This window comes from Paenibacillus gallinarum (assembly GCF_014836635.1).
Lineage (GTDB): Bacteria > Bacillota > Bacilli > Paenibacillales > Paenibacillaceae > Paenibacillus > Paenibacillus gallinarum.
Window position 1 is genome coordinate 63,233 of the sequence record NZ_JACSQL010000013.1, and the last position, 18,466, is coordinate 81,698.

17 protein-coding genes are annotated in these 18,466 nt (G+C 40.2%); 14 read left to right on the plus strand and 3 right to left on the minus strand.

Going from position 1 to position 18,466, the window contains the following annotated elements; genetic code table 11:
* Positions 1-24: 24 nt before the first annotated feature.
* A complete protein-coding gene (locus H9647_RS21095) occupies positions 25-849 on the minus strand; it encodes an AraC family transcriptional regulator (protein WP_191803751.1) in 825 nt (274 codons plus the stop codon).
* A 144-nt stretch (positions 850-993) separates the two neighbouring features.
* Here H9647_RS21095 and H9647_RS21100 point away from each other — a divergent pair, with 144 nt between their 5' ends.
* Positions 994-1,446, plus strand: a complete 453-nt coding sequence (locus H9647_RS21100; RefSeq protein ID WP_191803753.1) for an SRPBCC family protein — start codon at positions 994-996, stop codon at positions 1,444-1,446.
* A gap of 87 nt (positions 1,447-1,533) precedes the next feature.
* Here H9647_RS21100 and H9647_RS21105 read toward each other — a convergent pair whose 3' ends face one another.
* The gene (locus tag H9647_RS21105) at positions 1,534-2,244 is read right to left on the minus strand and encodes a serine/threonine protein kinase (RefSeq protein ID WP_191803756.1); all 711 of its coding nucleotides are present in this window, start codon (positions 2,242-2,244) and stop codon (positions 1,534-1,536) included.
* Between the two features lie 153 nt (positions 2,245-2,397).
* Here H9647_RS21105 and H9647_RS21110 point away from each other — a divergent pair, with 153 nt between their 5' ends.
* Positions 2,398-3,318: a PD-(D/E)XK nuclease family protein gene (locus tag H9647_RS21110; RefSeq protein WP_191803873.1), complete on the plus strand. Its 921-nt coding sequence runs from the start codon at positions 2,398-2,400 to the stop codon at positions 3,316-3,318.
* Positions 3,319-3,404: 86 nt separating this feature from the next.
* On the opposite strand, the gene H9647_RS21115 is transcribed toward H9647_RS21110, so the two are convergent.
* Entirely contained in the window at positions 3,405-4,253 is an 849-nt protein-coding gene (locus H9647_RS21115) for a helix-turn-helix domain-containing protein (protein WP_191803758.1), read from the minus strand.
* A 180-nt stretch (positions 4,254-4,433) separates the two neighbouring features.
* Here H9647_RS21115 and H9647_RS21120 point away from each other — a divergent pair, with 180 nt between their 5' ends.
* The 12 genes from H9647_RS21120 to H9647_RS21175 all read left to right on the plus strand — a co-directional run bounded on the left by H9647_RS21120 (position 4,434) and on the right by H9647_RS21175 (position 18,445).
* Positions 4,434-5,630 (plus strand): MFS transporter, encoded by a 1,197-nt coding sequence (locus H9647_RS21120; RefSeq protein ID WP_191803760.1) that lies wholly within the window; start codon positions 4,434-4,436, stop codon positions 5,628-5,630.
* 1,026 nt (positions 5,631-6,656) lie between these two features.
* The gene (locus tag H9647_RS26335; RefSeq protein WP_191803761.1) at positions 6,657-7,052 is read left to right on the plus strand and encodes a VanZ family protein; all 396 of its coding nucleotides are present in this window, start codon (positions 6,657-6,659) and stop codon (positions 7,050-7,052) included.
* A 616-nt stretch (positions 7,053-7,668) separates the two neighbouring features.
* Positions 7,669-8,463, plus strand: a complete 795-nt coding sequence (locus tag H9647_RS21130) for a tyrosine-protein phosphatase (RefSeq protein WP_191803763.1) — start codon at positions 7,669-7,671, stop codon at positions 8,461-8,463.
* Between the two features lie 90 nt (positions 8,464-8,553).
* Positions 8,554-10,590 (plus strand): S-layer homology domain-containing protein, encoded by a 2,037-nt coding sequence (locus H9647_RS26230; RefSeq protein ID WP_191803765.1) that lies wholly within the window; start codon positions 8,554-8,556, stop codon positions 10,588-10,590.
* 138 nt (positions 10,591-10,728) lie between these two features.
* Positions 10,729-11,493, plus strand: coding sequence for a YveK family protein (locus tag H9647_RS21140; protein ID WP_191803767.1), 765 nt, complete (start codon positions 10,729-10,731; stop codon positions 11,491-11,493).
* Positions 11,474-12,160, plus strand: coding sequence for a CpsD/CapB family tyrosine-protein kinase (locus tag H9647_RS21145; protein WP_191803769.1), 687 nt, complete (start codon positions 11,474-11,476; stop codon positions 12,158-12,160). Before H9647_RS21140 ends, H9647_RS21145 begins: the two co-directional genes overlap by 20 nt.
* Positions 12,161-12,227: 67 nt before the next feature.
* Complete coding sequence (locus H9647_RS21150) at positions 12,228-14,054, plus strand: polysaccharide biosynthesis protein (RefSeq protein ID WP_191803771.1); 1,827 nt, start codon at positions 12,228-12,230, stop codon at positions 14,052-14,054.
* Between the two features lie 50 nt (positions 14,055-14,104).
* Complete coding sequence (locus tag H9647_RS21155) at positions 14,105-15,097, plus strand: stalk domain-containing protein (protein ID WP_191803773.1); 993 nt, start codon at positions 14,105-14,107, stop codon at positions 15,095-15,097.
* Between the two features lie 28 nt (positions 15,098-15,125).
* On the plus strand, positions 15,126-16,013 hold the full coding sequence (galU, locus tag H9647_RS21160) for a UTP--glucose-1-phosphate uridylyltransferase GalU (protein ID WP_191803775.1): 888 nt from the start codon (positions 15,126-15,128) through the stop codon (positions 16,011-16,013).
* Positions 16,014-16,059: 46 nt separating this feature from the next.
* Positions 16,060-17,190, plus strand: coding sequence for a DegT/DnrJ/EryC1/StrS family aminotransferase (locus H9647_RS21165; protein WP_191803778.1), 1,131 nt, complete (start codon positions 16,060-16,062; stop codon positions 17,188-17,190).
* Entirely contained in the window at positions 17,190-17,831 is a 642-nt protein-coding gene (locus H9647_RS21170) for a sugar transferase (protein ID WP_225229474.1), read from the plus strand. The genes H9647_RS21165 and H9647_RS21170 overlap by 1 nt, the downstream gene beginning before the upstream one ends.
* The gene (locus H9647_RS21175) at positions 17,828-18,445 is read left to right on the plus strand and encodes an acetyltransferase (RefSeq protein ID WP_191803780.1); all 618 of its coding nucleotides are present in this window, start codon (positions 17,828-17,830) and stop codon (positions 18,443-18,445) included. Before H9647_RS21170 ends, H9647_RS21175 begins: the two co-directional genes overlap by 4 nt.
* The last annotated feature ends 21 nt before the right edge of the window (positions 18,446-18,466 follow it).

Sequence of the window (18,466 nt, forward strand, 5' to 3'; positions counted from 1 at the left end):
AAACAACAAAGAGGGTCACACCGGCTAGGGCCGGGTGATCCTCTTTTGTTCTCTGCGTACATAAGCTTCGGGTGTCGTTCCAACAGCGGCTTTAAAGTCTTTAATAAAATGAGACTGGTCGTGATAGCCAAGATCCATACTTAGCTTCAGAAGTTGGAGAGCGTTTCCCTGGCCTAATATTTCTGCTGCATTTTGTAGTCGGTAGAGTCGTATGACTGTTTTGGGACTCAGACCGACATATTGCTGAAAAAGACGCTGCAGCTTCCGCTTATTGATTTGAAAATAAGTGCACACATCATCTACCTTCGTGATTTCTTGATGATCTTGTATATAGGTCGTAATACGTTCTACTTCGAGACCCATCTCGTCGACAGACGGGAGTAAGGGAAGGAGCAGCTGATCCATTTGCTGGACAAGTTCATTATGGGGAATCTGTTTGTTTAGAAACATGGCCTCCAGCTCCTGATTAGAGTGTGGAAGCAGAGACTCAGCAGGAAGAGGGGCAGGAGTTAAACCCATGATCGGTTTTTGAATCCACGGATAGAAGCCGCCCGGCTTAAATTTGATGCCAAATACGGAGCCTTTCTCTCTTAGCTGATGACCATACTTCATAGATGAAGGACCAAAAAAGAAGGTGCGTCCTTGCTCAATGACCAGGTTCACACAAGGATTAGGTATGACATCTTGAGTAAACATCTCTCCAGGAGGGAGGTTCCATTCTACAATCCAGTAATGTTTAATAAACCGGCTGAGTTCTTCGTGAGGATGGTAACGTTTCAGAGTGAAGTTCTGCTTGCCGTATTCATGATGAAGCAGGCCGAGAGAGCGCTGATCTATTGATTGAGACATAAGGTTCTCCTCCAGCGAAGAAGTCGCGTTTTTACAATACTTTTAGTAGATCAAGCGAGTAAGATGGGAGTACAACTTCAAAGAATTAACGACAAAAAGCGGACGACACTGCTGTGTGAAAAATGTGATAGGGAGTGATTTAAAGTGGAAGTTTTGCATTACGAGTTTTATATTGGAGCAAGTCCAGACCAAGTATGGGATACGCTGTTTCAGCCTGAAAACACTAAGAAAATATTCTATGGATGTACACTTGAATCCTCTTTTGAGATCGGGTCTTCTTTTCAATATGTAGGTCCGGGAAAGGACGGGGAGAGGACCGTTCATCTATATGGAGAGGTATTGTCATATGAACCTGGAGTTAAGTTTAGCTGCTTAGAACATCCGGGTCCGTCTTACAAGGAAAATCACGAGGAGCTTGCCTCACGAATGACGTATCTGTTTGAGCCGGTGGGGGACTGCACGAAGCTGACTTTAATTAATGATCAGTGGAGTGAAAACCATCCCTCTTACGAAAGTACAAAGAGTCACTGGTGGATGATTCTTAGTGACATTAAAACCCTCGCAGAGACAGGAAAGACATTACATTTCGGCTTTTAATCCAATAGGACATGACGCGTCATGTACCAAAAAGACTCCTTTGATCTCAAACCAAGGGAGTCTTTTTGGTGCAGGGATTTAACATTATTATTTGCGTGACAGTTTATCGTATAAGCGAGTTACCCGTCCGGAGAAATCTTCTAGATTCATGGAAGCTTTATTGCGGCGATGGTACCATTTTTTAACCGTATCAATTACCCACTGCGGGACCTTAACTTGATTAAACCGTGGATACACGTGGTAATAAGCCCAGACCAGATGATCCCACCGCTGGTCATCGCCTTCTTTTACATATTCAGATACATCGAGTACTTTGGCACGACCATTCTGATTGACTACATTTTTCAGGTGGATGTCCCTCGGGTTAAGCCCTACACTTACCGCATACTCGCGGGCTTCCTTTACATCAAGAATGATCTGTTCAGGAACGGGAATTCCCTCTAGAAGACAATCTTCCAGTGTGGGTCCTTCTTCCATACTGAGCACAAGATAACGATCCCCTTCTCCATAACAGGCAGCGAAAAAAGGAGAGCCGGCAAGCCGGTCATAAACTGATTTTTCAATCGTCTTCTTCTCCATCGCTTCAGGAGAATATATTTTAAATGCAAATCGCGGATACGCTTCGGTCGTAAATACAGCTGCGTCGGTTCCAACACCGATACAATGTACACGAGCAGCTTGATTTATGATGCTCACAAGTTCATTATCATCGCTGCCGATGATATCAACCTGACTCAAGAGAGAATCAATTTTCTCTAAATCGGGTAATTCCAAATGGTGATTTGGGTAACGGTCCATGTACGTGACAACCCCTTCATATTTCGAGCCCTGTTCTGTTTAGTAACGGTGTAAACAGGAGTAGGCCGCCGTAGGTTTCTATTTCTATTCTATGATAAAATACAATACAACAAAGCGATGACAGATTGCAAAGAAAGGCAGAAGATGCTTATGATAACAACGTATCCTCCTTGGTCATACTCTGGTTCTAGAGCCGCCATATTTGATGATTGTCTTCGTAAATATTATTACCATTATTACGGTTCTCATAATGGGTGGAAATTAGAGACGGCAGAACCGGACCAAGTTCAGACCTACCGTTTAAAACAGCTCAGCAATCTCTATCTCGTATTTGGGAATCTGGCTCATCAGATGTGCGAGTCCGTGATTCGCAGCTGGGATAAGGAACGCAAGGTTCCAGAGGCTTCTTTTTTACACCAAAAGATGAGAGAACTGCTTAACCAGGCGTACAAAGAGTCGCAAGATGTGACCGGCTGGCATCTTCGTCCTAAATATCAAACCATGTTATCCGAAATCTATTATGATGAAGATGACAAGCTGAAAGATCGAATTTCTTCTATTAAGTCCCGTATGGAAACGGTCGTTGACAAGCTGTATCATACGAGAACATGGAAAGAAGTAGAGAGCGGCGCAGCTCATATTATGGAGATCGAGAAATGGGATCATATGATTTTGCATGATACGAGGGTGTACGTGAAGATGGACGTACTGTACCGGAATGAGCAGGGGCATATTGTCATTGTAGACTGGAAGACTGGCAAAGAGAATGATTTTACAGATCAGCTATATCTCTATGCGCTTTATGTTCATGAGCACTATAATGTTCCGTACGAACACATCGAGATGCGAGTCGAATATCTACTTACAGGCGAGTGTGAAACCTATCAGGCTACGCAGCAAGATATTGATAAAGTATCTGCATCGACCTTACGATATATTGAAGAAATGAAATCCTGTCTTGCAGATGATTACTATAATCGTCCCAAAGACATCTCTTTCTTTACACCGATGCCGTCAAGAAGAGTATGCGGAGAATGTAATTTTCGTGAAATTTGCAGCTCGCGGGCGGTGTAGTGACTAGACACTGGATGATGTCCAGTGTCTTTTTGGTATGTTTTGTCTATGTCGATGTTTGTTCTGCCTACAGCGAAGCAAGAGGGCTACTCTCTGGAGGGATAAGATAAAGTTTTCTTATGGTTATCGCGATACTGACGAGGGGACATGCCTACCACTTTCGTGAAAAGTATGGAAAAATAATTTGCATTTTCGTATCCTGTTAATTTGGCAATCTCCCATACTTTCATCTCTGTTTGTACAAGGAGCCGTGTTGCTTCTCCCATCCGGCGCTGAATCATGTAATGAATGGGGGAGGTGGAGTAACGGTTTTTAAATAGATGAGCGAAATAATACGGACTTATATTAAAATGGTCAGCCATTTTTTTGAGAGTCAGAGGTTGGGTATAGTTCATATCTATATATTCTTTAATATCAAGGATTATTTGTTGTCTGCCGGTGTCTGGCGAGCGGGTCTGCTTGCTTAGCATACGAGAAACAAGAAGTAGGATCGATTGCAGCAAGTGCTGGCAGATCTGTTCATGCCCTTCATCCCGAATCGTAGATTCTTCAAACAGGAGTTCCATGAGGGTGATCATTTCAGCAGAATAGCTGTTAGCACGAATAACAGGGTCACGATCCGGCGGAATGATCCATTCCTTTGTGGAGTGAAAGCCGCAATAGCAAATATATATGGGTTTGTCTTTGGAAGACTTCTCGGCATGGAGAATCCCTTTATTATAGATAAGGACGTCACCTTCGGCTGCATCATACTCTATATCTCCAATGGTAAACTGGCCTTCTCCTTCTTTAATGACCAGAATCTCAAACAGATCATCATGCTTATGGCTTGGAAACTGCCAGTCGGGGTTATTGCTCACGTGTCCTGTATACAGCAGGCGATCATCCGAGTTTACTTTATAGGTTCCAGTTACCCCCGCATTCATGTCAGGCATTAGTAATCCGTTCCTCTCTAAAATAGCAAGATATATAACATTGTAACAAAAACGAGCAATATGTTTCATTGTGAATCGAAGACTACCGCCGTAAGCTGTATGAAGAACAGATATAGATAAATAAAGGAGAAAACCATGCCATACCCAAAGGAAAAAGGATTGATATTTTCGTTCACTTTCATGGCATTTATTCTGGGAACCACAGAATATGTCATTGTGGGGCTTTTAAGTGAAATTGCAGGTGATTTTGGTGTAACGCTTGCAGCAGCAGGTATTTTGATCTCTGGTTTTGCGCTTGCCTATGCGATTGGGACACCGCTTATACTGAGTGTCTTAGGCCATTTGCCTAAACGGTTGCTTCTATTAACAGGAATTACGCTCATTATTGTGCTAAATATGCTGAGTGCGGTCTCTACCTCATTTGCGTTCTTGATGGGGACGAGAGTAGTGACTGCCATTTTGTGCGGACTTTCTCTATCGCTCGCGATTTCGGTGGCAAGTGATTACGTGGAAAAAGTAAGGCGCGGACGAGCAATTTCCTATATCCTTGGCGGATTTACGATTGCGAATGTATTTGGTGTGCCGATTGGTACCCTTGTAGGTCAACATTTTGACTGGCCAGCCACATTTATTCTGGTTTCCATTCTTGGGGCAGGTGCCCTCTTACTGAACTGGATCTACATACCGAGAGATATACCCATCGTGAATGTATCGGCGAAAGAACAGTTCGTTCTCCTTACTAACTATCGAATCCTGCTTGCGTTCTTTATTCCGGCCATGGGCACCGCAGCGATCTTTACGGTATTCACGTATATCACACCGATCATGGGTAAGGTCATGCAGCTGCCAAGCAGCTTGTTTAGTACTGTGTTATTCGCCTATGGTCTAGTTACGATTGTAAGTAATCTGATTGGCGGAAGAATTGCTTCCGGGGATTATGTAGGTAAGCTGAGGATTGTATTTATCCTGCAAGCCATTATTTTTATTCTATTCGGGCTGACGGCTGCACTGCCGGTCATCGGATTAATTAGTCTGATTCTCATTGCACTGACTTCTTATATTCTGAATGCTTCCACGCAGCTGTATTTAATTGATCTTGCCTACATGTATGTTCCAAAAGCAAAGGATTTCGCGACCTCGCTCATGCCGGTAGCAAACAACCTGGGGATAGCGATCGGTTCTTTTGTAGGTGGCTTAATGATTGATATTAGCGGGCTTAGGGCATTGCCTTGGGTAGCGGCCGGGTTTACGTTCATTGCCCTTGTGATTACTGTGGTGTCTCATCGTCTAGATCGTAAACAGGGAATGCAGATGAACTCCAATACAATAATGAGAGAAGAAGAACTTTCTGCTTCCGGGACACACATGTCATCGTGAAAATAGGGATATAACGATTCGATAGCAGAAACAAATAAGAGATTGTTTGCGTAGAATGCTACGAGAGCAATCTCTTTTTTTGTAAACGGTAGAAGTATGAGGAACCGCATCAGGCATATTTGGCACCAGCATAATAAACGATGCCGTCTTTTACATACGTTGGGTTTAGTAAGGGCGTTATGTGATCAATCACCGTGCGACACTGTAGACAAACAGGAATCTGTTAGTGATACTTTTTCTTTCGAAAAAAAAGTGTCGGATTTTGTCATTATTCAGCTGCTTTTGTAGGGTTTTAATTACGAAATGATCTTGTATTGATTCTATTAGTACACCTGTAACAATTCATTTCGCTCGGCATTCTTCTTATACTAAGAATTATGAAATGTATTGAGGGAGGATTTATGGGATTTACGGAAATGAGGGATATAATAAGCACACGCTTCATACGGAGTATGGTGAGTTACACCTGAACATTCCTCGAAATACTATTCGAGAGGATAAGCAGTAGACGGTAGCTCGGTACATGCGTTTCAAAGATATGCTATATAATTCCGGGTGAAATAAATAGGTAGTCATTAACCTCCCTTAATAAAATAATTGCGGGTATGTAGTATTTCCCCTCCAATTCGTTAGTGCTACACGATGTTTCTAACTCTTTCTATAAATGTCACAACAGCACGATTAACTGTATTGTTTCATTTGCTATGGTCTATCTTGGTTGACTAAACTTAACTGTTATTCTTAATCCTTCTTCTGGCTTTTCGTCCAACTTTAATCCACATTTGATGTTCATCATCTCTAAAAATTCGTATTTTGATCAGTCTTAAAGGGGTCCAGATCTCTTTGAAATAATAATTAGGCATTACTATTCACTCCTTGAAATTTATGGTAAGTGAATATATTATATACAAGTCGATAAGTTAATTGTGTCGTTACTTGTCTGAAATTCGGAGAAATTAAACGACAAATTTTTAAGGATAATACATAAACACGCAACTGAATCTCTAGTAAGAAAGGTACATAGGTATGAAGATATTTAACGTTATTTTATGGTGTTTTGTGCTGTTTATTGGAACTTGTACCGAAAATGTAGCGTTAGTATTCACAGACTTTCATATTCATCTCGACTTTAATCACCACCCTATGTGGGATGATTTATGGAAGATCTCTAAATCTCACTCAAAAATGTATATCATTCAGAAGTTAGGTCATTTCTTTGGTTTCTTTATATTATCTATACTGATGACAAGTGGAGGAAAATATAAAAAGGGATTGTACTATGCAATATTATATGGGGTTTTTACCGAACTCATACAGCCATTCTTTTTTCGCGATGCCCGAGTATTAGATATGATTATTGACGCAGCGGGAGCACTATTGGCTTACTATGTATGTCTAACTATGAAGAATAATATAGAATAGTAGTTTTCATGCAATTTAAACTGTATCCTTCGTAAAGAACATTTAAAAAAGCGAAGCCTGCTTGAAGGAGCTGCCCGTCTGTATTTTGCAGGCGGCATCTTTTTTAGATTCCACTATCCACGATAATGATTGTAATAGACCATATACCTTTCCACTTCGCGTTTCACATCGTGTGCGGTCTCACAAGTCTTCAGATCGACCTCGCGTTTAAAAATTGCCACAAACTAGACTTTTTCCAAACTATCTATTTTGTAGAGTACAGATTAATTTTTCACAGCTAGTTCTTTATAAAATTAATTTTTATTATGATCCACTTGCATTTATCATAAAAAATAATGTGAAAATTCATTCAAAGCCTTTCAATATTTGCTACATATTGGTATGATGTTATAGCGTGCTAAGATAAATCGAGGAAATACAGGAGAAATCCGTGGTTATTTCACTCGAATTTTTGACTTAATTATCCTTTTATGATATAAAATGTATGTTTTTATGAGTTGTAACTATTTTTTTTGTTCTTGATGATACGAATTGGTAAGTCTGTTTTATAAGTTAAAATAAGTCACATAAGTCAAAATTATACATAATTTATAATTCACTAAAGGGAGTAATCGATATGATTGATATACATAGCCATATACTCCCCTACATGGATGATGGTGCAAAGGATTGGAACATGGCTATTTCCATGGCAAAGCAGGCGTATGCTGATGGAATTCGAAATATAGTAGCTACGCCGCATCACAGAAATGGACGTTATATGAATGAATCTTTCAAAGTACTCGAAATAGTAGAGCTATTGAATTCTAAATTGCGAGAATTAGATCTGGATATTACGGTTTTTCCAGGACAGGAGATTAGAATTCATGATGATCTTTTACATCATTTGGAAGATGGAGAAATACAACTGCTTCATGGATCCAGATATATGCTCCTAGAATTACCTTCTTCTAATATCCCTTCAACTGTAGAAGATGTTATTTATGAATTGTCGTTAATGAACATTCAAGTGATTATTGCCCATCCCGAACGTAATGCAGAAATTGCTACTAATCCTGATCGGTTAGAGCGATTGATAGAATTTGGCGCATTAGCTCAATTAACAGCTCAGTCTGTTACGGGAGAGAAAGGCGGAAAGCTCCAGAGGCTTTCATTAGATTTGTGCAAGAGAAGCCTCATTCATTTCATAGCAACAGATGCTCATGATCTAGTAAGCCGCCCTTTCCAGCTATCTCGCAGTTATCAAGTAATCGAGAAGAAGTTGGGTTCTGAGATGGTGAATTACTTTAAGGATAATGCAAAAAGACTGGTGGGGAATTTAGAAATTACAACAAATGAAGCTGCTAAAGAGAGAGTCCGCGGAAACAATCTCGCAAAGGTTCTATCAGGAATGTTTCGAGCGATCAAATGAATCCGTTATTTACCATGACTTGGATAGTGAGTAAGCAGCACTAACTAAGTTGTGGCAAATATAAAAAATAGATAACAGAGGTGAATATAAGTGTCATTCAGAAAAAAGGTAACCTTATCCACTCTCGCAGTTAGCATGGCTGCAGCAACATTAGCAGGAGTGCCTCTCAGCAATCAAGGACTGGCTAAACAGTTGGGAACGAATGAAGTTTCAGCTGCCAGTTCGAATTTGGATACCATCAAGAACAAACTAGAGCGTTTATATGCTCAGTTAAGTTCAGCAGATAAGACGAAGCTCCAAGCTCTTCGTTCAGAAATCAACAGCAAGATCGATTTGGTAACCTTTGAGAGCAGTGCGGCATCATTACTTGAACAAACTAGTAAAGCAGGTGTCTCTAATGAAACCATTTATAGTTTGTTTAAGGCTGTAACATCACTAACTTATGACCCAACCTATCAGAATCTAGTAGAGATTCGTACTACTCCGGAATATATCAATGCGGCTAAGAAGATCGGAGAAGCGGGTGGAGTAGATGATCTGACAGTAGACGATCTAGCTAACTTCTTGTTTGGCAGCCAAGGAATCGAATCTCAAATTGTAAATATTGTGAAGAATAAGACGCTGGTTGAGTTGACTGATCTTCTGAACAATAGTGAAGCTCGTAATAAACTAATCCGTGATGCTTACCGCAGTGTTTTAAGTACATCTGTTGGCAATCAATCTGTAGCAAATGTTCTTAATAAGCTTGGAATTACGGAGGATATGATTGCAACCACGGTTATTAATGTACAGAAAAAGCTGGATCCTGCAATCGTGAAGAGTGCGATTCTTGTACTTGGGTTAGCTTATATTAGAGCTGAGAATATTCAGTTGCCTGGAGGTCCAGGAACTACACCACCTCCAAGCAATGGCGGAGGAGATGGCTCGACAGGCGGGGGGGGCGGATCAGTAATTACTCCGGCACCTTCTGGTTCACTACAAGAGTTGTTGAAGTTCAATGCTTCTAAATTGGTTGAGATCGTCAATGGCAAGGCAACACTTAAGCTGAATGATGCTGACATGCTCAGATTATTTGAAGCAATCAAGGTGGCAGCGGCTAATGAGAAGGGTGAGATTACACTTTCCATTGATTTGGGTACTGTGCAAGCTTCTTCAATAGATGTACCTATATCGAAAGCAATTATAGAAGCAGCGAAATCCGCTGGTATTGATAATATGGCTATAGCTGTTAACGGTTTGATATTTACTCTGCCAATCAATCAATTCAATGATTCGATTAAATTGTCCATTAACAAGAAAGATGATGCTGTTATCTCGGGAACTAGCAAACTGAAATTGGCCTCCGATGTATACGAATTTCTGTTTGAAGCGGGCGGTAAACAAGTAACTTCGTTCCGTAAGCCTATTACAATTCGTATTCCACTTCGCGATGTGAATGTGGATCAAGAACTTTTAAGTGTGGTTAAGGATGTCTTAGGTGTTCTGCAGTTCCACGGTGGAGTATTAGACGGTAAGTTTATTGTAGAAAAACGCGATACACTCTCCACTTATGCCGTTGTTGAGAATAAAGTGATCTTTAAAGATCTCCGCAGCGTACAATCATGGGCCGGACGCCAAATTGAGGTTGTTGCAGCTAAAGGAGCTATTGAAGGTAAAGCATCCGGTGTGTTTGCACCAAAAGATTCTGTGACTCGTGCTGAGTTTGCTAAAATGCTAATTCGTGCTCTTAACTTGGAGAATAGTTATGCAACAGAATCCTTTGTTGATGTGAATGACAGTGATTGGTTTGCACCGTACGTGGCTGCTGCTGTAGAACTTGGTATTATCAATGGCCGTACATCAACTAAATTTGCACCACACGAGAAAATCACTCGCGTTGAAATGGCTACGATGATAGCTCGTGCGCTTAAACTTACTCAGAACTTAACCGATGAGAATAACTCGGACAGCATCATAAAGCAGTTTGTGGACGCAAATCAAATCGGAGAATCTTACAAACAAGCGGTAGCCTTTGCGACTGACAAAGGACTCGTAGTAGGAAGTAATGGTAAGTTTAATCCGAAGAAAAATGCGACACGCGCCGAAGCAGCTGTAATGATTTACCGTACAATGAATTATAAAAAATGATGAACTTAAGGACACCTTCCCCTCATGAGGACGGGAGGAAGGTGTTCTTTACAACGTGACAAATCTATATTTCTTTTAGTAATACTGGCGATTTGAAGAAAAAAATATAATGAAACCTATAGCTGGAGGGAAGCTTACGTGTCACGTGAATTAGATTTGAGAGATATTTTCCGGATAATTCAGAAAAGAATATGGCTGATCGTACTTATTATGGTGCTGATATGTTCACTTGTCGGAGTTTACAGTGTTTTTATTAAGAAACCGGTGTTTGAAGCTTCCACAAAAATTGTTGTAAACCAGACCCCGTCAAGCTCCACAGTTAATCAATTAGACCTCAATCAAATTAATACCAATATTCAACTTATCAATACATACAAAGAGGTCATCAAAACTCCTGCAATCCTTGATCGAGTTGTGAAAGATTATCCCGAGTTTCAGTTAACTGCTGAGGATCTATCCAGGATGGTAAACGTAAACTCTGTAAACAACACTCAGGTAATGACTGTAGTTGTTCGGGACTTAACCTATGTAAAGGCGGCAGAGATTGCAAACGCAATTTCAAAAGTGTTCAAAGATGAAATACCAACGATATTTAATGTACAAAACGTATCGATATTAAACGAAGCGAAGACAGAACCTTCAGTAAGACCACAGCCTGTAGAGCCCAATATAACTCTTAATTTAATGATAGGATTCATAGTTTCTTTAATGGCTGGTGTGGGATTAAGCTTTGTACTCGAATATCTTGACGATACCATCAAGACAGAGGAGGATGTTAAAGAGTTTTTGGAGATGCCGACGCTTGCGATGATTACAAAAGTAAATCATAACGAACAGGAATCATCTCAGTCTTATACAACATCCATGAGTGGAGGGAAGGATCATGTCACGATTGCAAAATAAAAAACGCCATCTTAATGTGTTAACCAATTCGCATTCTCCGATAGCAGAAGCGTACCGATCACTGCGTACTAACATAGACTTTTCTTCCGTAGATGAAAAAACGCAAGTAATCATGGTAACGTCAGCTGGGCCAGAAGAAGGAAAGTCAACAGTTATATCCAACTTAGCAGTAACCTACGCGCAAGATGAGCGAAAGGTATTGTTAATTGATGCGGATATGAGAAAGCCAACAGGGCATCGTACGTTTCAATTGAGCAATAGAGCAGGTCTATCTTCGGTGCTGTCGCATCAGAGCGATTTGGAGGAAGTCATTCAAGAAACAGAAGTGTCTAATCTGTATGTATTAACCGCTGGGCCCATTCCGCCTAATCCTTCAGAGATGCTGAATTCTAAAAGAATGGGGTCTATGATGCAGCTTTTGCGAGAACAATTTGACATAATTCTAATTGATACTCCTCCCGTGCTTGCTGTCACCGATGCTCAACTAATCGCTTCAAACAGTGATGGTGTCTTACTGGTTATTCATTCAGGTAAGGTAAAGAAAGACATTGCAATTAAGGCGAAAGAGAATTTACTGCGTGTTAATGCTCGTATGCTAGGTGTCATCCTGAACAACGTAAAACGTAAGGCCAGTGAAGAATACTATTATTACTACTATGGAAGCTAATGCTTACTTAATTCTAAATTGGTAATGATGCATTACATAAATTTATTATTATGGAGGCGCCAAAGCAATGAGATTAAATAAAGGGATTGTGGCGTTATTTATTATTGATATTTTATTCGTATGGTTCAGTATTGGGAGTTCTTACTGGTTCCGGTTTTATGGCGATTTTCCTGCAGAGTATAAACTGCAGATGTTACAGTATGCTGGAATTTCAACCATTGGATTCGGGATTAGTTTATATTACTTCCAGCTGTATCGCAGAGCTTGGGAATATGCAAGTGTAGAAGAACTATTGTCAATTTTAAAAGCTGTCGTTATAGGTGGAGTGTTGTCTACTGTAGTAGCAATGTTAGTCCTTCCAGAACGCGTACCATTCTCGGTTGTAGTTCTTTCACTCGAAACCGTTTTGCTTCTGGTAGGAGGCTACCGTTTTCTTACTCGCATCTTGGGGCTCCGGTCAAACCGGAATGCAGCCGATCCTATTCTTAACAATGTATTAATTGTAGGCGCAGGTAACTGTGGAACACTGATTGCCAGAGAGATTCGTAATTCTGCATCAGGCATGAAGATTGTTGGATTTATTGATGATGATTTGAAGAATTATAAGCTGCATGTATTAGGAATTCCTGTGCTAGGAACACGTGATCATATTCCAATGATCGTTAAAGAGAAAGATATAAAAGAGATCATTATCGCCATGCCATCTGCAAGCAGACAACAGATTTCAGAAATCGTAACCATCTGTAAGAATACCGGTGTGAAACTAAGAATGATGCCGAGATTAAATGATTTAATATCTGGTAAAATTTCCTTAAATAGAATCAGAGAGGTCAGTGTGGAAGATTTACTCGGCCGAGACCCAATTGTTACCGATCTCAATGGAATTATGAACTATGTACAAAGTAAGACTGTAATGGTGACCGGGGCAGGCGGGTCTATCGGATCTGAGCTATGCCGTCAAATATCCAACTTTAAACCTAGTAAATTGTTATTGCTTGGTCACGGAGAGAATAGTATCTATAACATTGAGATGGAGCTCAGAAGGAAATTCCCTGATGTAAGTCTAGAAACGATCATTGCAGATATACAGGACAGAGAGAGAATGAGAAGTGTATTTGAAGAAACTTTGCCGCAAGTTGTATTTCATGCAGCAGCGCATAAACATGTCCCTTTAATGGAGAGAAATCCGTCAGAAGCCGTGAAAAATAATGTGTTTGGAACACAAAACGTAGCTGATTGTGCGGATGAATATGGCGCGGAGCGTTTTGTGCTTATCTCTTCTGATAAGGCAGTGAATCCGACGAGTGTTATGGGTGCAACAAAGCGAATTGCCGAAATGTACATTCAAAGTATGAACGCATTGAGTCAAACAAAATTTGTGGCCGTGCGATTTGGCAATGTATTAGGCAGCCGAGGAAGTGTCATTCCCTATTTCAAACAGCAGATTATTGAGGGAGGACCTGTAACGGTGACTCACCCAGAAATGGTTCGATATTTCATGACGATTCCAGAGGCTGTACAGTTAGTGTTACAAGCCGGTTCCCTTGCTTCTGGTGGTGAAATTTTTGTGCTTGATATGGGACAACCCGTCAAAATTCTGAATTTGGCTGAAGATTTAATTCGATTGTCTGGATATGAACCATATGATGAAATCGATATTAAATTTTCGGGTATCAGAGAAGGCGAGAAACTGTACGAAGAGCTGTTAACTGATGAAGAGAATATTACAGCTACTCATCATAATCGTATTTTCATTGGAAAACCAAGTGATCTGAATCGACATCAGCTGGAGCTTGAAATTAAACGATTACAAAGAGTGATTGCTGATGATTCTAGTTCAATAAAAACGGTAATAGATCAGATTGTTCCAATGTATGAAGTAGTTGTTTCATGAGATAACAATTTAAGATTAACCTAAATGAATTGAATGTGAGGGTTCTATTTATGATTAAGAGGTATTCTGTAATTGTTATAATTGTTGCCTTGTTACTCAGCATTTCACCAATGAATATAACGAGTGCGGCTAACAACGTAAAAGTGAAATCTTCGGCGGTTGAGTTTAATTTTGATGGAAAGGTCTTGCAGCCTCCTGCTGGTCAGTTTGCCTTTATACATAAAGGCACAACTTATGTTCCACTACGCTTCGTGTCCTATGCTTTACAGAAGAATGTCCAGTGGGATGGTAAAGGCTCAAAGGTAACCGTAAGTGAACCGACACCTGGTCAACTGATATCTATTAAGGAAAAGCTGATGAATATGACAACTTCTTCAAACGTTAGTGGTATAGGTAAAGTTTTTGCGATGACACCGGTGAAAGTAAAGTATGTCTTTAACGGTGAGCAAAAAATGCTGCCATCTGGCCAGCAAAGCTTCATCTATAAAGGGACGTTGTATGTCCCTATCCGTTTTATGGCAGTAGCCTCGGGCTCAGAGATCATCTGGGATGGGAAAACAAAAACAGTAAGGGGTATTTCATCATCCTATAAAGAAGAGCAGGCTACTAAACCGCAGCAAGGTCAAGATAACCAAAGCAATAATACAACAGATAACAACACAGCAGGATCATCGAGCCCTTCAGGAAATACAGCTGCACCCCCATCTTCTGGCGGGACAGGAACGAATAAAGTTTCTTACGAAACGATTACAAGCAGCACGGAGACAAAGCTCCAATCTCTACAAGCGGAGAGCAAATCTACTTTGCTGAATCTTGCAGCAGAATATTTGTCAGCTACAGATGGAGCTTCGAAGAAGAAGTTGTTAGCTGAGGGACAGAAGCAATTAGACAGCTTAACCGAGAGATTTGAGAGTATTGTAGGCAAGGCTGAAGATGAGCTTAAAGCGAATGGTTATAGCACAGATATAATTACTCAGTACCGTAAGGCATTTAACGATGAAATAGAAGCAGGAAAACAATTAGCGAGTGGGCTTGCTGGTTAAGCGAGCTACTACCTAAAAGGATGGGGTAATGATGAAGGTACGGAAAGCGATTATACCGGCTGCTGGCCTAGGTACAAGATTCCTTCCAGCTACAAAAGCAATGCCGAAAGAAATGCTGCCGATCGTGGATAAGCCAACGATTCAGTATATTGTTGAAGAAGCGATAGAGTCAGGCATTGAAGACATCATTATTGTCACAGGTAAAGGGAAGAGAGCGATCGAAGATCACTTCGATCATTCTTTTGAACTGGAACAGAATTTGTTGGAGAAAGAGAAGTTTGCATTACTAGAGGAAGTTAAGAAAACTTCGAGATTAGTAGACATCCATTATATACGTCAGAAAGAACCAAACGGTCTTGGTCATGCGGTATGGTGCGCACGTAAATTTATTGGTGATGAACCCTTCGCCGTCTTGCTTGGTGATGATATTGTACAGGCTGACAAGCCTTGTTTAAAGCAGATGATAGAGCAATATGACAGACATGAAGCTTCTATTATTGGAGTACAACGTGTTCCTTGGAAAGAAACGTCAAGGTATGGAATTGTGAATGGATATGATAACAATGAACGGCTGCATAAAGTACACTCTCTCGTTGAGAAGCCAAAGCAAGGAGAAGCCACTTCTAATCTAGCAATTATGGGACGCTATATTCTGACTCCACAGATCTTCAATATTCTCAGTAGTCAGAAGCCAGGTGCTGGTGGAGAGATTCAATTGACCGATGCATTATCTGTATTAAATGTACAAGAATCTATGTATGCATATGATTTCGAAGGGACTCGTTATGATGTTGGTGAGAAATTAGGGTTTATTAAGACTACCCTGGATTTTGCATTACAACATGAAGAATTAAAGGATCAGCTGCTGGAATACATTAATGAGTTAAGTAGTAAGTACTCTAAAGTGATATCTTGATTCGAAACTTAGTATTCGTTCACGAAATCGAAAGGAAGAGCAGTTAATGGAGCTAACGAAAGTTAACGAGAAGATCTTTCTTTCTTCACCGCATATGAGTGATGAAGGATATGAGATGGAATATATTAAGGAAGCATTTGATACGAACTGGATTGCACCTCTTGGAGAGAATGTAAATGGCTTTGAAAGAGAATTGGCGAACAAAGTTGGTTCAAAGGCTGCAGCAGCTTTGACTTCAGGTACTGCAGCAATCCACCTGGCTTTGAAAGCTGCAGGAGTGGAAGAAGGGGATATTGTTTTCTGTCCGACGCTGACTTTCTCAGCCACAGCCAATCCCATTATTTATCAAAATGCAATTCCTGTTTTTATCGATAGTGACTATGAAACCTGGAATATGAGTCCTTCCGCATTAGAGGAAGCTTTTATTAAGTATCCACATGTGAAAGCAGTAATCGTTGTTCACTTATATGGCTTGTCGGCAGATATGGATAAAATTATGGAGATTTGTAGGAGACATAAAGTGGCAGTGATTGAAGACGCTGCAGAATCACTAGGAACTTATTACAAAGGGCAACACACTGGGGTTTTTGGTGATTATGGCATTTTCTCTTTCAATGGAAACAAAATAATTACGACTTCCGGCGGTGGGATGCTTGTCTCAAATAATGAGGAACGAATTAACAAAGTAAGATTCTGGGCTACGCAATCAAGAGATCAAGCAAGGCATTACCAACATAGCGAATTAGGTTTCAATTATCGCATGAGTAATGTTGTGGCAGGTATAGGCAGAGGACAGCTTAAAGTACTGGATTACCGAGTGGAAAAGAAAAAATATATATTCGATTTCTATAAGAGAGAATTAGAAGAACTTGATGGTGTTGAGTTTATGCCAAGCAATGAGTGGGATCAGCCAAACTATTGGCTAAGTTCAATGTTGTTGAAGGGAAATGTTAGACCTCTAGATGTTATCGAAGCTCTTGAAAGAGAAAACATTGAGTCTAGGCCGGTCTGGAAGCCAATGCATTTGCAACCTTTTTTTGAACGTTTTGATTATTTAGGGCAGGGAGTATCAGATAGTTTATTTGAGAATGGTATCTGCCTTCCTTCTGACACGAAAATGACTGATTCTGATTTACAGAGGGTTACTAAGGTAATAAAGGGGTTGTGGATGGAATAATGGAGGAGCGAAAGTTCAATATATATAGAAGGTTTATAAAAAGATCTATGGATATTGTGCTCTCATTGATAGCTTTAATCATATTGAGTCCCGTATTAGCTTTACTCTTTCTACTAGTTAGAGTAAAACTAGGTAGCCCTGTATTGTTTAAACAGAGCAGACCGGGTCTTAATGAGAAAGTGTTTATGATGTATAAGTTCAGAACGATGACAGATGAGAGAGATGAAAACGGAGAGCTGCTTTCAGATCACATAAGGTTAACTAAATTCGGTAAGTTGTTAAGATCTACATCGCTTGATGAATTACCTGAGCTTTTTAATATTTTAAAGGGTGACATGTCGATTGTAGGCCCGAGACCGCTGTTGGTGCAATATTTACCCTTATATACGGAAAGCCAAAAAAGACGCCATGATGTAAGACCAGGATTGTCTGGCCTTGCACAGGTAAATGGAAGAAATGCAATCAGTTGGGAAGAAAAATTCGAACTGGATGTAGAATATGTTGACAATGTAAGCTTCATTAATGATTGGAAGATCATCTTTTTAACTATTAAAAAAGTGTTCCAGAGAGAAGGAATCAGTTCATCCGTTTCAGTTACGGTAGAACCTTTCAACGGAACACAAAGAAAGATGAAGTTATGAGGAATAAACTTCTAATTATTGGAGCGGGCGGTCACGGAAGAGTCATTGCTGATATAGCTTTACAAATGGAAAAGTGGAAGAGTATTGGCTTTTTAGATGACAGTAATACTAAACCCTATATGGGACTACATGTATTAGGAACAACTCAGAATTTATCCGAATATATCGACGAATACGAAATTATTGTAGGTATTGGTGATAATTCGAAACGAAAAGAAGTGAATGATCTTATTGAATCATTTGGAGCAGAAATTCCTGTCTTAATTCACCCTAATGCGGTAATTGGATCCCAAGTTGTATTAGGAATGGGTACTGTAGTTATGGCAGGTGTAGTAGTAAACTGCTGTTCGGTAATAGGTAAAGGCTGCATTATTAATACGGGTTCAACAATAGACCATGACAACTCTATCGAAGATTTCGTTCATATTTCACCAGGAGTACATTTAGCAGGTTCAGTTAATGTTGGATATGGATCATGGTTGGGGATAGGAAGCGTTGTTAGTAATAACATTAAAATCAATAATAACTGTATACTTGGCGCGGGCTCAGTAGTTGTTAAGGATATAACTGAAGCAGGCGTATTTGCTGGAATACCGGCCAAAAGGTTGAAATGAACTATGGACTGGGGAGAAAAA